This is a genomic window from Gammaproteobacteria bacterium, from assembly GCA_011682695.1.
Taxonomy (GTDB): Bacteria; Actinomycetota; Acidimicrobiia; order Spongiisociales; family UBA4744; genus BMS3Bbin01.
Window position 1 is genome coordinate 1 of the sequence record JAACED010000053.1, and the last position, 14,087, is coordinate 14,087.

Here is a 14,087-nt window from a genome sequence, read left to right on the forward strand (position 1 = left end):
GGTGGCGGAAGCTTCGGAGGAGGCGGCGGAGGGGGCGGCTGGTAGCCGACTGGTATGACACCGGAGCGGTCCGAGAGTAGACAAACTCGCCAACTCGGATACCCTTGCCCCGTCCCCCCTCGTAGGCAGTCGTGGCATTCCGCAAACGCACCAGAGCAATCAACGTAAAGAACATCGACCAGATCGAGCAGTTCACGGCCGACGGCAAGCCGGTTCTCATCGACTTCATGCAGTTCTCATGCCCGGCATGTAAGGCGATGGACGGCACCATCGATGAGCTTGCTCACGAGTTTCGGGGGTCTGCTCACGTCCTGAAAGTCAACGTAGGCAAGGTGCCGGGAGCTGCACAACGCTACAAGATCAAGGGCACGCCGACGTTCGTACTGTTCGGGACATCGGAACGATCCCAGCGCAAGGCGAAGCAGCGCGGCGAGGAAGACGCCAAGAAGATCACGCAGCGCTTTCGCACCACCGGCGTCGTCAAGAAAGAACAGCTCCGTCGGCTGCTGACCACCAATGGAGCTGAGGCAGCCGACTCATAGGAGCCCGCTGAGCAATGCATGGCACGCGTCGACGAGCATGCATCGTCCTCTCTCACCCTTGACGCAGCACGCGAATGCGCTTTGTTATGGCTGAGCCGCCACGCTCGCCCCATGGTCTTGCATCGACCTGAGGTTCCGATACGAAATACGAAGTACGTTGTACCTGGTGCCTGGTGTCTGCATCACTCCCTAGAACCAGAACTTGCCGCGACCGTTGGGATCGGACGTAAACCCCCACGCCTCGGTGATCCGTCCCTCTTTCGTGCAGAAGACGTGTACCTCGTCCGCCGTATAGGTCCCTTCATCCCGATTCACGGTCGTGTGAGCCAGCACCACGGTATGGAGGTCGTTCGCCAGTATGTCGTGCACCTCGATCATGAACGACTCGTGGGTGTCCTGGGCGAGCGATCTCAAGAACTCCAGAATCTCCTCGCGACCGACCTTGTCACCTGCGAGCGGCGTGTCTCCGCGAACATGCCAAATCGCGTCGTCGGCGAACTCGCGAGCGAACCCCTCGTAGTCACCTTCGGTGAAGCAGCGATACCCGTCTTTGATGCGCTGAACGCTCGGATGCTCCATGTCCTGATTCTCGCACAGGACGGCTCTGGACGCGTACCCTCTCAGCATGGCCAGCGACACCATTGCCGACCGGGGGCTCCTCGTCGGGACATGTTCGTGGACAGACAAGACCGTGCTCGAATCCGGCGCCTTCTACCCGCCGGACGTCGACACGGCGGAGAAGCGACTTCGTTTCTACGCATCCCAGTTCCCGATCGTCGAGGTCGACTCGACGTACTACGGCCCTCCAAACGAGCGGACCGCAGGACTGTGGGTGGAACGCACGCCGAACGACTTCACCTTCGACATCAAGGCGTTCCGACTCCTCACTCAGCATCCGACTCCTCCGCAGACACTTTGGAAGGACCTGCGAGAGGCACTCCCCCGGACCCAGGCCGACAAGCGCAACGTCTACGCCCGGGATCTCCCGAGGGAGTTCGTCGCCGAGGCGTTCCGCCGCTTCTCCGAGGCGCTCATGCCCCTGCACTCCGCGGGAAAGCTCGGCTCGATCCTGATGCAGCTCCCCGCATACGTATACCCCTCGCGAGGTTCCTTCGGCTATCTCTCCTGGGCCGCAGAACAACTCGAGGAGTTCGACGTGTCGGTCGAGTTTCGCCAGCAACGCTGGATGGACCAGGACCATGCCGACTCCACGCTCGGCTTTCTCCGAGAACACGACCTCGCCTACGTCTGCGTCGACGAGCCTCAAGGGTTCAAAAGTTCGGTGCCACCGGTGGCAGCGGTGACCGCGCCGATTGCACACGTGCGCTTCCACGGCCGGAATGCCGACAACTGGGAACGCAAGGGAATCACCGCTGCCGAGCGGTTCCGCTACGACTACCGGGAAGACGAGTTGCGAGAGTGGATCCCCCGCATCCGGCGTCTCCGCGAACAAGCGGAGAAAGTGCACCTGTTGATGAACAACTGTTACGCAGATTACGGGATCAGATCCGCACGGCTGTTGTCCCGCTTGCTCTCCGAGGCCGACTGAGTACTTCTGGAGTCTGCCGAGTGATGCCGGTATCAGGTACCAGGTACTTCGTATCGCAACCTCATCGATGCAAAACCGCGGGGCGAGCGTGACGAATCTGGCGTGACAAAGCGCAGTCGTGCGCTGCGTCGAGGCAGAGACAGGGCAATGCACGGTCGTCGAGACCCCAGCCATGCATCGCTCAGCAGGCTCCCCGGACGGGTATCGTTCTCGGAATGTTCGACTATACGACAATCACCCCGGACACGATCGAGGACTTGACCTCCACAACCATCGTCACGTGTGAGCGCCTCGTCGCGGCCATCGTTGCCATCGAGGGCGAGCGGACGTTTGCAGACACGTTGCTCCCGCTCGAGGAAGCAGCCACAACGATGGCCCTTGCCTACGGCCGCGGGCCGTTTCTCTCCAACGTGCACCCCGACGAATCCATCCGGGCCGCTGCTCGAGCCTCGGAGGAGGCACTCGCTAAATGGCAGATCGGACTCACATTCCGCCGTGACCTCTACAAGGCAGTGAGTACATACGCCGGAACCGATGATGCCACCTCTCTCTCCGGAGAGCACCGCCGTCTCCTCGACTTCACGATTCGCGATTTCCGGCGTGCCGGTCATGAACTGGAGCTGAACCAACGCGAGGAGCTCGAGAGGCTTCAGAACCGAATGGTCGAACTGGGAATCGCCTTCGAGAAGAACATCGCCGATGTCGACGCTGCACTCATCGTCACGAGATCGGATCTGACCGGGATGACCGATGACTACGTCGAACGTCTCCAGCCGGCTCCGGATGCCGGCACCTACAAAGTGACCATGGCATACCCGGATGTCTTCCCGTTCATGGAGAACGCCACCCGACGCGATCTGCGAGAGCGGCTCCTGTTCTTGTTCTCGAACAGAGCCGCCGGCGCCAACCGCGCGATCCTCGAAGAAGCCGTGCACCTACGCGAGAAGATGGCAGCGATGTTCGGTCTCCCTTCGTGGGCGGACTACCAGATGGAGGTGAAGATGGCCAGGCACCCCGGGGCCGTCACCGCCTTCTACGACGATCTCGTCCCTCCCCTGACCGAGATCGGCAATCGCGAAATCGCCGTATTGGCCTCGATGCTGGAATCCGATGCAGGCGACCCGCAGCTGCAACCATGGGACCGCCGCTACTACGACACCCAACTCCGCAAACGGGACTACGGAGTCGATCAAACAGAAGTCGCGCAGTACTTCCCTCTGGATCGAGTAATCGACGGTCTCCTGAGCATTACCGGAAAAGTCTTCGGGCTCGAATACCGCAAGCGGGGAGACGTTCCGACATGGCACCCGGACGTCGTCGTCTACGACATCGTGGATGCATCATCGGGTGAACAGGTAGCGACCTTCATGGCCGACCTGTTCCCGCGAGAGGGCAAGTTCAGCCACGCAGCCGCCTTCCCGCTCGTTCCGGGGCATCGAAAGGCCGACGGTGAGTATCAGCTGCCGCTGTCCACAATCGTGGCCAACTTCACGAAGCCCTCGGCAGATGTACCGTCCCTGCTCCAGCACTCGGAGGTCGAGACCCTCTTCCACGAGTTTGGACATATCCTGCACATGTCGCTGGGCCACACCGAGTTCACCCGTTTCTCCGGTGCCTCGACCGAATGGGATTTCGTCGAGGCACCGTCACAGATCATGGAGGAGTGGTGCTGGCGACCAGACCTTCTCCAGCGATTCGCGCTGCACCATGAAACCGGCGAGCCGATCCCGAAGGACCTCGTCGACAGGTTGGTGGCTGCCCGGCACGTGAATGAGGCCCTCGACACACTCCGCCAGATCTCACTTGGGAAGCTGGACCTCGGACTGCACGGGCCAGGAGATCACAGCGACTTGGATGCGATCATGCTCGACGCCGAAACCGTCGGCCTGCTTCCTCACCAAGAGGGAACGTTCTTCCCGGCGAGCTTCGGCCATCTGCTCGGCGGTTACGACGCCGGGTACTACGGGTACCTGTGGTCGAAGGTCTTCGGCCTCGACATGTTCTCCCGATTCGAAGAGGCGGGGGTCACCAACCCTGACATCGGCATTGCCTATCGCCGCAAGATCCTCGAGAAGGGCGGGTCGAGAGACGCGGCGGATCTCCTCCGGGACTTCCTGGGCCGCGAACCGAGCAACGAGGCGTTTCTGCGCCACCTCGGGATCACTGGTTCCTCCAGGGAGTAAAGAGTCTTCCTTCCCCTCGCAGGGGAAGTTCTCAGAACCCCAACTCTGCGGCGAGCGCCCGCACCGCCGGTTCGCCTTCACCAACCCACTCGAGATCATCGATCGTTTCGGCGATCGGTACGTCGCGACGCAGCGTCGTCAACGTGCGGTAGAACAGCGCATCGTCCATATTCGCGGCCAGCGATTCGCACAGCCGGAGCCCGCCACGTACCGGAATGTCCCACAGGGCATGGTCGAGCGGGATCCGTTCGATCCTCCGGTAACGGGCAAGCAGGGTCGACGCCGACTTCGCTCCCCAGGCGGAGATGCCGGGAATACCGTCGGCCGCATCCCCGACGAGTGCCAGATAATCGGGCATCGACTCAGGCAATATCCCCCACTTATCGCGCACACCGTCCTCGTCGATCATCATCGACCGGCGACGGTCGTACATCACGATCCTGTCCCCGACCACACACTGGGCGAGGTCCTTGTCAGGACTCAACAACACGACCTGTTCGACGTCATCACCAAAGCGGAAAGCGGCCGAAGCGAGTGCATCGTCCGCCTCGAACTCCTCCATCCGCCACACGACGACGCCCAACGATTCCAGGGCGCGCTCTGCGAGCGGAAACTGATCGAACAACTCCTGTTCGACACCTTCTCCCGTCTTGTATCCGTCGTACATGTCGTTGCGAAACGACCGGATAGCCGTGTCGAATGCGGCTGCGACGTGCGTCACGCCCGGCTCGCGCAGCAGGCGCCGGGTCGAATCGGCCAGTCCCCACACCGCCCCCACTTCTCGGCCCGACGGATCTCTCCTTCGCGGATAGCCGAAATAGGCGCGGAACAGTTCGTAGGTCGCGTCGAGCACATGGAGCCGCATAAGAGCATCGTACGTCAGTCGCCCGCAACGCGTCCTACCCGCCGAAAAAGGAAGAACGACCGAATCTCGGGCGGGACGCCGAGCCCTGCGGCGATCTGCACGCGCTATGCTCGCCCTGCCTGCCCAGTGAGGCAGGTGCCGCGAGCGTTCAGCGAAGTCCGGTGGAAAACCGGCGCTGTCCCGCAACTGTGAGGCCCCCTCGGGGCCGAGCCAGGTCGCCTGGCGCCGCGGCAACGAACGAACCCTCGGATGAAGGCGTACTTCGTCGGCACACAAGCCGGCAGTCCACTTCATCCTCCGGATAAGGAGGATGTATTCATGCGGAAGACCATTGTGGGAGTCGTAGCCGCGCTCATCATGAGCGCGTGCTCGACGGGAACGACCACCGCCACCGCGGCGGCGGCCCCCGCTCCCACCACGACAACGACCACCGCTGCACCAACGACAACGACCACGGCGGCGCCAACGACGACGACTCTGGCGAGTCCTTTCCCCACGACCGTGGACGCAGCGAATGGAACCGTGGAGATCCAGGAGGCGCCGAACGCGATCGTGTCCCTCTCTCCGACGGCCACCGAGATGCTCTTCGCCATCGGCGCAGGCGACCAGGTCGTCGCAGTCGACGATCAGTCGAACTATCCGGACACGGCACCGGTCACCGACCTGACCGGGTTCAGTCCCAATGTCGAGGCAATCGTGGCCTATGACCCGGACCTCGTCGTGATCACGTTCGATCCCGGGGATCTTGTCGCTTCGCTCGATTCTCTGGGCATTCCCGTCCTCCTCGAACCGGCGGCAGCGTCGATCGACGATGTCTATGACCAGATCGGACAGCTCGGCACTGCCACCGGACATCAAGAGGAAGCACTAGACCTCGTCGAGCAGATGGGCTCCGATATCGATCAGATTCTGCTCGATGCGACGGCCGCAACATCTGACGGTGAGAATCTCACCTACTACTTCGAACTGGATCCGACCTACTACTCGGTCACTTCCTCGACGTTCATCGGCCAACTGGTAGGCATGCTCGGACTGGAGAACATCGCCGACCCGGCGGATACCGATGGGTTCGGCTACCCGCAATTGTCGGCGGAGTACATCCTCGATGCAGACCCCGACTTGATCTTCCTCGCCGATACGAAGTGCTGCGGCCAGAGTCCCGAGACGGTCGCCGAACGGCCCGGCTGGGATAGTCTGACCGCGGTGACGGAAGGCAACGTATTCGCTCTCGACGACGACGTGGCCTCACGCTGGGGACCCCGAATCGTCGACTTTCTCAGCACGATCGCTGACGCCGTAAGACAGGTGACACACCCCTGAGCGCAGCCCCGCACCGGCCCGACCGACCCACCAGACTCACGTGGGGAGGGATGCTGACGGCCATCGCAGCGGTTATCGCTGCCGTCGCTCTCGGCACCCTCATCGGGCCGGTGCACATTCCGGCGTCCGGAGCGGCGCGCTCGCTCCTGAATGCTCTGCCCGGCATCGACATACCCACCACCCTGACGGATCGCCAGGTGGACATCCTCACGATCGTTCGCCTCCCGCGAGTGGTCCTCGGCGGACTCGTCGGGGCGATCCTCGCCCTTGCCGGAGCGGCGTATCAGGGCGTGTTCCGCAACCCGCTGGCCGACCCATACCTACTGGGCGTCGCGGCCGGAGCCGGTCTCGGCGCGACACTCGCCATCGCGGCCGGGTCCTCGGCCACCGGTGCCGCCGTCCCGATCGCTGCGTTTGTCGGCGCCGTTGGGGGAGTCCTCCTGACCTATGTGCTCGGACGAACCGTCGGACGCCGCACAAACACGAGTCTCATCCTGGCAGGCGTTGCCGTCGCGTCCTTTCTGACCGCGCTCCAGACTTACATCCAGCAGCGCAACACCAACACGTTGCGCGAGGTCTACGCCTGGATTCTCGGAAGACTCTCGACGAGCGGCTGGCATGAAGTCCTCCTCATCCTCCCGTACGTGGCGATTGGCGGCGTGGTGATCCTGCTCCACCGTCGGATGCTCGACGTCCTCTCGCTCGGTGACGAAGAAGCTGCAGCTCTCGGTGTCCCTGTTCGTCGCGTACGCCTTCTCGTGGTGACCGCAGCCACCTTGGGTACCGCAGCCGCCGTAGCAGTCGGCGGGCTGATCGGCTTTGTGGGGATCATCGTCCCGCATGCCGTTCGGCTGGTCACCGGTGCGAGCTATCGCGTCATCCTCCCGCTCTCGGCACTGCTCGGAGCAGCGTTTCTCATCGTCGCCGACGTGGTCGCACGCACGGCACTCAGCCCTGCCGAATTGCCCATCGGAGTGGTCACCGCCTTTCTCGGCGCGCCGTTCTTCGTCATCGTGCTTCGGACATCGAGAGGCCTGCGATGAGCGGCCTCGCCGTCGAAGGGCTTCGTGTGGTTTTCGGCAAGACGACGATCCTCGACGGTGTGGACCTGTTGGCAGCCAAAGGAGAGTGGGTCGGATTGATCGGTCCGAATGGCGCCGGGAAGACCACTTTGCTGCGGGCGGTTCACGGGACCATTCCGTCCACCGGGACCGTGACGCTCGGAGGACGGCACGTCACCCATCTGTCCCGATCGGCCCGCGCACGCATGGCCGCACTCGTCCCACAGCGCCCAGCGTCCCCACCGGACATGCGCGTCTTCGACTATGTGCTCCTCGGACGGAGTCCGCACATCCCCTATCTGGGCATCGAAGGACACCACGATGTCGCCGTGGCACGCACAGCACTTACTTCACTCACGATGGAGGGGTTCGCCGACCGGCTCCTCGGGGAACTCTCCGGCGGAGAGCTGCAGCAGGTCGTCCTGGCGCGAGCCCTCACGCAGGAAGCTTCTCTGCTCCTTCTCGACGAACCCACGTCCGCCCTCGACATCGGTCACCAGCTCCAGGTACTCGCCCTCATCGACCGCCTCCGGAGAGAGCGGAGCCTGACGGTTCTCTCGGCCATGCACGACCTGACCCTCGCCGCACAGTTCTGTGACCGTCTCGTGCTGCTTTCGGCAGGTGAGGTCATCGCCGACGGAACACCCCGCGAGGTACTGCAAGAGTCGGTCATCGCACGACACTACGGAGCAACCGTGCGCATCCTCGACGACGGAACCGGAGGCCTGGTGGTTGTCCCCATCCGATCAAACGGCCAAGCGCAGGATCGGTAGCATCAGATCGAGAGAAAGAAGGATGCGTATGGGTGAAGTGGAAGACAGTTGGCAGGCCGTTGCCGGAGAATTCCGAAGTCTCGGGAACGCATTTCGAGACCACTACCGCGCCACGAAGGATCAGGAAGACACCGTTCCGTCGGAACAAGAAGTCCGCGACGCACTGCACACCGTGACCGATGCCTTGGACACCGCATTCACTTCAGTCGGGGACACGATCCGGGATCCGGAGGTGCAACAGGGCGCCAAAGAAGCAGCCAAGTCGCTACTCGATGCGCTCGGAACGAGCTTCGCGCAAGTTGGAGAGGCACTCGACCGGGCCGTCAGCAGCGTCCGCAAGACCTCCCAGCCGGAACCACCTGAAGGCACGGACCCGGTGGCCTGATACCCCCGAAACCCACAACGTTGCGAACCCTGGGGGTACCCCTGAGCCCTGGGTTCGCCAGGATCAGGCCGAGCGAAGGTGCTCGAGAATCGCCTCGTCCATGACGTCGCGCTCGGTGTCGAGCAGCGCGTTGTGGCGGGAGTGCTCGAGCCACAGGATCCGCTTCCGGGATGATCCGAGTCTGCGAGCGAGGATGTCGGCGCTCTCGGGCCGAACCGTTTCGTCGGCGCGCGACTGAATGATCAACGCCGGTGCATGCACGCGATCGAGGTGGCGCAGCGCGCGCCGTTTCAGTCGCAGCAGCTCCGATGCCGCACTCACCGAGAACCCGTCGTATTGGATGAAGTAGCTGGCCGCCTCACCGAGCGGAGGCTGCCCGGGCCCGTCGTCCCAGGTGCGGAACCGCTGCACATGCTTGAGGATGTGCACGAGGGGCTGGCGACGGTCCCAGAGTCTTACCGGCGTATCGATCGTCGTGATGGATGCGATCTCGTGCCGTGCTGCCAGCAGCAGGGAGATCAATCCACCCATCGACAGACCGACCAGGTGGACATGCCCAAACTCCTCCAGTGCCTCGAGGCCGGCTCGAGCACTCTGCACCCAGTCGTGCCACGTCGTCTGATCCATCTCCTCCAGGCTCGTGCCGTGCCCAGGGAAGAGGGGCGCATGCACGGTGTAGCCGTGCTCGTTGAGGAACTTGCCCATCATGCGGAAGTGCGCCGGCGTACCGGTGAATCCGTGAAGGAGCAGAACTCCCTCACCGCTGGTCCCTTCGAAGAGAAACGGCGCGGCCAGAGGATCGAGAAGGTTCACGGTGGCGAGGCTAGTGCCTTGGCAGACAATATCTGGGACCGCCAGAATGGCGCAAAGGTCGTGTAGTCGACGTACGAGAACCGACAGCCCACCTCACCTCGATATCCTGCGGGGATGAGCACTCTGGCCGATGTAGTCGACCGCGGGGATCCCGACGAGCTACTGCGTGTCGTCGACCACCTCTGTAAGGACGAATCCTGGCGCGACCTCGTCGAGTTGAAGGACCGCTGCCTGCACGCCCTGGACATGGGAAAACAACTCTGGGGGATTGCGGAGCACATCGACTATCGCCTCACTCTTGAAGCACCGGGTCAATGGGCCGGCCCCGTTGTCGTGGTGGGGGCCGGGAAGTTCACGATCGGCCCCCTCGCCGAGGTCGCGGCGTCAGCCCACACCTGGGACGAACTCGAGCCGTATCTGTCCGAAGGCCCCGCCAAGTCGGTCGTTGCCCAGGAACGAGTGGTCCGGGGCGAAGACCTTCGTGGCGTCGTCGACGACACCCATCTCGAAATCCCTCTGCGACTCGAGCCCTGGGAGCCTTCGTACCCTATCGCCACGTATCACCATCGGAGTGCAGAGTTCCCACCACCTGAACTGCCGGCGATGGCCGAGATCACACTCCCTCCCGCTTCCGATCCGCTCGACGACCCGGACTCGCTCGACGCGCTCGCAGCGCTCACCACGCCGTGGACCGAAGAGTCCAACGGGCGGTGCGACACGAGCGCCGTCCGAGGGACGGCGCCGATGGCCCTCGCCGCTCTCGGACTTCGCAGAGCCCGGATCACCGAGATCACTCCGGAGCTCGGGCTCGGCACGATGGCCTGGGCTGCAGCGAGTGGCGGAGCGCACGGTCGAAGGCGAGGAGCTGCGGCCGGACGCTTCGCTGCGTGGTGGACGATCGCGGTGTTGACGGACGCCGAGTGGCCTCCGGACCCGACGCTCCTCGGAGAGCACGCGCGACGACTGCGCTGGTACGCGTGGTCCGATCTGTTCCCTCCCACCGGTTGGACCCTTCATCTCGCCATCGAGGATCCCGACGAAGGGCTCGCCTGGGCGATCGCCGCAATCGACGCGACCTGAATTAGTCACGGCTTTTTGCATTTCGGAGGAAACCGCTAGCGTGTTTCCGACATGATGTCGGAAACACGCTCTTCCACGCGCTGGCTCGCTCTGGCAACCCTCGCCATGGGGGTCGCGATGATCATCGTGGACGTGACCGTCATCAATGTCGCGCTCCCCACGATCATCGAGGAACTCGGCATCCATCTTGCGGAAGCCGAGTGGATCAATACGGTTTACGTCCTCGTCTTTGCCTCTTTGTTGACCACCGCCGGTCGTCTCGGCGACCTGGAGGGGCGTCGCAAGCTGTTTCGAGTCGGCATCACGACGTTCGTCCTGGCCAGCATGCTCGCCGGCCTCTCGCGCAGCGGGGGCTGGTTGATCGGGGCACGGTTCCTTCAAGGGCTCGGCGGTGCATTGACGCTGCCGGCTGCCCTGTCGATGGTCAACGCGACATTTCGTGGCCGGGAACGGGGCATCGCATTCGGCGTCTGGGGGTCGGTGATCGGCGGGATGGCTGCGCTCGGTCCCCTCTTGGGCGGATGGCTCACGACCAGCTACTCCTGGCGGTTGGCCTTCTACATCAATGTTCCGATCGGTGTGATGGTGTGGGTCGGGACGACCCTCTGGGTAGATGAGAGTCGCGACGAACACGCCATCAGAGCATTCGACCTCAAGGGCGTAGCTCTGATCGGAACCGGTCTGGCTGCCCTCGTGTTCGGCTTGATCGAAGGGCCGCGCCACGGGTGGCTTCGTCCGACGCAGCCGTTCGAGATCGCGGGGTTCGGCTGGCCCGGCAACGCACTGTCTCCGGTGCCGATCGCTTTCGCCGTAGCCGTGGTGACGCTCGTCGGATTCGCCGTCCACGAGTCCCAAGAACAGCGCCGGGGAAGCCGAGGCCTCATCGATACCACCTTGTTTCGCCTGCGGAGCTTCCGCTACGGCAATCTCGTCGCGGCGACCCGCAGCTTTGGCGAATTCGGTCTCGTCTTCGTCCTCCCACTGTTCATGGCAGGCGTGCTCGGGTACAGCGCGTTCCACATCGGACTCACCCTCCTCCCCTTGGCGATCGGGGCCTTCGTCGGGGGACCTGTGGCCGCGTACGTCGCCGTCCGGATCGGTCCGCGAAGAGCGGTCTCGATCGGGATGCTCCTCGAGGCGGGAGCGGTGGTCGTGGCGTCTCTCCAGCTCCGTCCGGGGGTCCACGGGCTCGAGCTGGCTCCTGCACTGTTCGTCTACGGGCTCGGCGTTGGCATCGCGGCCGCACAACTCACCAATGTCATCCTTGCCGACGTCCCCAGATCCAAGTCTGGCCAGGCTTCCGGGATACAGTCCACGTCGCGCCAGATCGGCTCCGCGCTCGGCATCGCTCTCCTCGGCACCGTGCTGGCCGTGTCACTCGGGTCCCTCGCCAGGGACGGGCTCGCCTCGCTTCCCCAGATTCCCGAGCAGGGTCAGGTCGCCATTGCCGACGGGTTCCGGGAGTCGGCCGGACAAATGCTGGTGGGACTGAGGGAGCGCCCGGACGCGGCACCGCTGGTCCCCATCCTCGAAGAGGCCCTCTCGGATTCTGCTCGACGATCCTCTCTCGTCGGCGCGTTGATCATCTTCATCGGCTTCCTGATGAGCTGGCTGCTCCCGGAGACCCGGCAGAGCGACTCCCGCGCCCGTTCCCGGGCGCGGGAGTAGACATCACACCCTCTCTGGGACGTCCATCTCCTTGGGCAGAACGAGGTTGGCGACAACACCCACGAGGGCGGCGAGTGCCAGTCCTGAGACCTGGACGCCAAACCAGACGATCCCGTGTTCGAGTCCGGTGACTCCCAGGCCGAGCACGAGAATCAGGGCAACGACGATCAGGTTCCGGCTGTGCGTAAAGTCGACCTGCGCGTCGGCCAGCGTGCGCATGCCGATCGAGGCGATCATGCCGAAGAGAATGATCGACAATCCACCGAGCACCGCCACGGGAACGGTCTGCAGAATCGCGGCCAGTTTCGGGATGAAGCCGAGCACGATTGCGAAACCGGCACCGATTCTCAAGATTGCAGGGTCGTATACGCCGGTGACCGCCAGCACACCCGTGTTTTCGGAGTAGGTCGTGTTGGCAGGGCCACCGATGAACCCGGCCAGCAGCGTCGCCACACCGTCGCCGATGAGGGTCCGGTGCAAGCCCGGCTGTTTGAAGAAGTCCTTACCAACCACGCCTCCGTTGGTGAGGATGTCGCCCACATGCTCGATCATCGTCACGAAGGCGACCGGCGCGATCAGCGCGATTGCGCCCCACTGAACGTCCTGCCATGCCCACGTGAAGTTCGGCAGACCGATCCATGCGGCCTCTTTGAAAGGAGTGAAGTCGACGGCACCGGCGAAGATGGCGACGACATAGCCGAACACCAGGCCGGTGAGGATCGGAAGCATCTTGAACAGGCCTCGGAACCACACCGCCGCCACGATCGTTCCTCCCAGCGTCGCAATCGCCAGCCACCATTGCCCCGACGCCATCCCGACGGCCGTGGGAGCAAGCGTGATCCCGATCACCGCAATCACCGGCCCGGTCACGATTGGCGGAAACAGACGGCGAACCCGTGCGCTGCCCACAAAGGTCACGGTCAGCGACATGAGTGCGTAGATGACACCGGCTCCTACGATGCCGGCGCCGACCGCCGCCCACGAGTAGCCGCCGTCACGCGCAGCGATGATCGGAGGAATGAAGGCGAACGAAGACCCCAGGAACACCGGCACCATTCGCTTCGTCAGCAGATGGAAGATCAGCGTCCCGAGCCCGGCGGAAAGCAGCGCTACCGCCGGGTCCAGGCCGGTAAGTAACGGAACCAGGATCGTGGCTCCAAACATCGCGACGGTGTGCTGGGCACCCAACACCACCTTCTTCTGCGCGGTCAACTCCACAACGTTCCTCCCTCCATAAAAAAGGCCGCCCATCGGGCGGCTGCGTACATGTTCGATGAGTTGATCATCGAGAAGTCACGATAGCATGAGCGTTCTACGCTCGCCCATACTCAGTACTTGACACTCGGTGGCGCAGCCATCGTCACCAAACGACCCCGGGCGGACGCATGCGGCGACTCCGCCATCGAAGGATGGAGCACGAAATACGTGGTGCCGCCAGGTGCAGCCCGGCTGTTCAGTATCCGCTCTGCAGGCGGCGCATCAGACCGAGCACGGCTCGTATGGAGAACAACGCGTCGCGACGCGAGACCATCGCAGAGGCCGGAGAGAGCACCGCGTGGCGCATGCCGGCATCTGCAAGTTCCCTGATGCATTCCAGCACGTGTTCGGGAGTTCCCCACAACATCGCATCCTCGAGCACGGATCTCGGAACGGACGCCAAGGCGCCATCGAGTTCAGCAATGCTGAGGTGCTGCGGAACGAGGTCGATGAATCCACGAAACTCGTCACCAAAGGGGTGTGACGCGCCGCGCTCTCGCCAGAGCGACGCAGGAGCCATCAATGCCAGATACCGGAGCGGCCGGCTGTCCAGAAGCGAGCGGGCATGCTCCTCGCTTCGACCAAGTACGA

General features: G+C 63.4%; 14 protein-coding genes and 1 riboswitch. Of the genes, 9 read left to right on the plus strand and 5 right to left on the minus strand.

Annotated features, from left to right (window positions below; translation table 11 throughout):
• Positions 1-131: 131 nt before the first annotated feature.
• Complete coding sequence (locus GWP04_09935; GenBank protein ID NIA25870.1) at positions 132-542, plus strand: thioredoxin fold domain-containing protein; 411 nt, start codon at positions 132-134, stop codon at positions 540-542.
• A gap of 189 nt (positions 543-731) precedes the next feature.
• Here GWP04_09935 and GWP04_09940 read toward each other — a convergent pair whose 3' ends face one another.
• Entirely contained in the window at positions 732-1,169 is a 438-nt protein-coding gene (locus GWP04_09940) for a hypothetical protein (protein NIA25871.1), read from the minus strand.
• On the opposite strand from GWP04_09940, the gene GWP04_09945 reads away from it, so the two are divergent.
• Both GWP04_09945 and GWP04_09950 read left to right on the plus strand, forming a co-directional pair.
• Positions 1,168-2,091: a DUF72 domain-containing protein gene (locus GWP04_09945; protein ID NIA25872.1), complete on the plus strand. Its 924-nt coding sequence runs from the start codon at positions 1,168-1,170 to the stop codon at positions 2,089-2,091. The two genes, GWP04_09940 and GWP04_09945, sit on opposite strands and share 2 nt — an antisense overlap.
• A 215-nt stretch (positions 2,092-2,306) precedes the next feature.
• On the plus strand, positions 2,307-4,274 hold the full coding sequence (locus GWP04_09950; protein NIA25873.1) for a hypothetical protein: 1,968 nt from the start codon (positions 2,307-2,309) through the stop codon (positions 4,272-4,274).
• A gap of 31 nt (positions 4,275-4,305) precedes the next feature.
• Here the strand turns inward: GWP04_09950 and GWP04_09955 are convergent, their stop codons facing one another.
• Entirely contained in the window at positions 4,306-5,139 is an 834-nt protein-coding gene (locus GWP04_09955) for a flap endonuclease (protein ID NIA25874.1), read from the minus strand.
• Positions 5,140-5,255: 116 nt separating this feature from the next.
• Positions 5,256-5,377: riboswitch (cobalamin riboswitch) on the plus strand.
• Positions 5,378-5,496: 119 nt separating this feature from the next.
• Between GWP04_09955 and GWP04_09960 the strand changes: the two genes are divergently transcribed.
• From GWP04_09960 to GWP04_09975, 4 genes are read left to right on the plus strand one after another with little or no spacing between them, the layout of a single operon-like run.
• Positions 5,497-6,459: an ABC transporter substrate-binding protein gene (locus tag GWP04_09960; protein ID NIA25875.1), complete on the plus strand. Its 963-nt coding sequence runs from the start codon at positions 5,497-5,499 to the stop codon at positions 6,457-6,459.
• A 50-nt stretch (positions 6,460-6,509) separates the two neighbouring features.
• Positions 6,510-7,502, plus strand: coding sequence for an iron chelate uptake ABC transporter family permease subunit (locus GWP04_09965; protein ID NIA25876.1), 993 nt, complete (start codon positions 6,510-6,512; stop codon positions 7,500-7,502).
• Positions 7,499-8,293 (plus strand): ATP-binding cassette domain-containing protein, encoded by a 795-nt coding sequence (locus GWP04_09970; GenBank protein ID NIA25877.1) that lies wholly within the window; start codon positions 7,499-7,501, stop codon positions 8,291-8,293. Before GWP04_09965 ends, GWP04_09970 begins: the two co-directional genes overlap by 4 nt.
• Positions 8,294-8,321: 28 nt before the next feature.
• Positions 8,322-8,678, plus strand: a complete 357-nt coding sequence (locus GWP04_09975; GenBank protein ID NIA25878.1) for a hypothetical protein — start codon at positions 8,322-8,324, stop codon at positions 8,676-8,678.
• Positions 8,679-8,741: 63 nt separating this feature from the next.
• On the opposite strand, the gene GWP04_09980 is transcribed toward GWP04_09975, so the two are convergent.
• Positions 8,742-9,491, minus strand: a complete 750-nt coding sequence (locus GWP04_09980; protein ID NIA25879.1) for an alpha/beta fold hydrolase — start codon at positions 9,489-9,491, stop codon at positions 8,742-8,744.
• Between the two features lie 114 nt (positions 9,492-9,605).
• Here GWP04_09980 and GWP04_09985 point away from each other — a divergent pair, with 114 nt between their 5' ends.
• Together GWP04_09985 and GWP04_09990 are read left to right on the plus strand one after the other, a co-directional pair.
• Positions 9,606-10,571, plus strand: coding sequence for a hypothetical protein (locus GWP04_09985; protein ID NIA25880.1), 966 nt, complete (start codon positions 9,606-9,608; stop codon positions 10,569-10,571).
• Positions 10,572-10,622: 51 nt separating this feature from the next.
• Positions 10,623-12,239, plus strand: coding sequence for a DHA2 family efflux MFS transporter permease subunit (locus GWP04_09990; GenBank protein NIA25881.1), 1,617 nt, complete (start codon positions 10,623-10,625; stop codon positions 12,237-12,239).
• 3 nt (positions 12,240-12,242) lie between these two features.
• Here the strand turns inward: GWP04_09990 and GWP04_09995 are convergent, their stop codons facing one another.
• Both GWP04_09995 and GWP04_10000 read right to left on the minus strand, forming a co-directional pair.
• Positions 12,243-13,490 carry a uracil permease gene (locus GWP04_09995; protein ID NIA25882.1) on the minus strand — a complete coding sequence of 416 codons (1,248 nt, stop codon included), beginning with the start codon at positions 13,488-13,490 and terminating at the stop codon, positions 12,243-12,245.
• Positions 13,491-13,692: 202 nt separating this feature from the next.
• A partial coding sequence (locus tag GWP04_10000; GenBank protein ID NIA25883.1) for an LLM class flavin-dependent oxidoreductase occupies positions 13,693-14,087 on the minus strand: 395 nt, incomplete at its 5' end.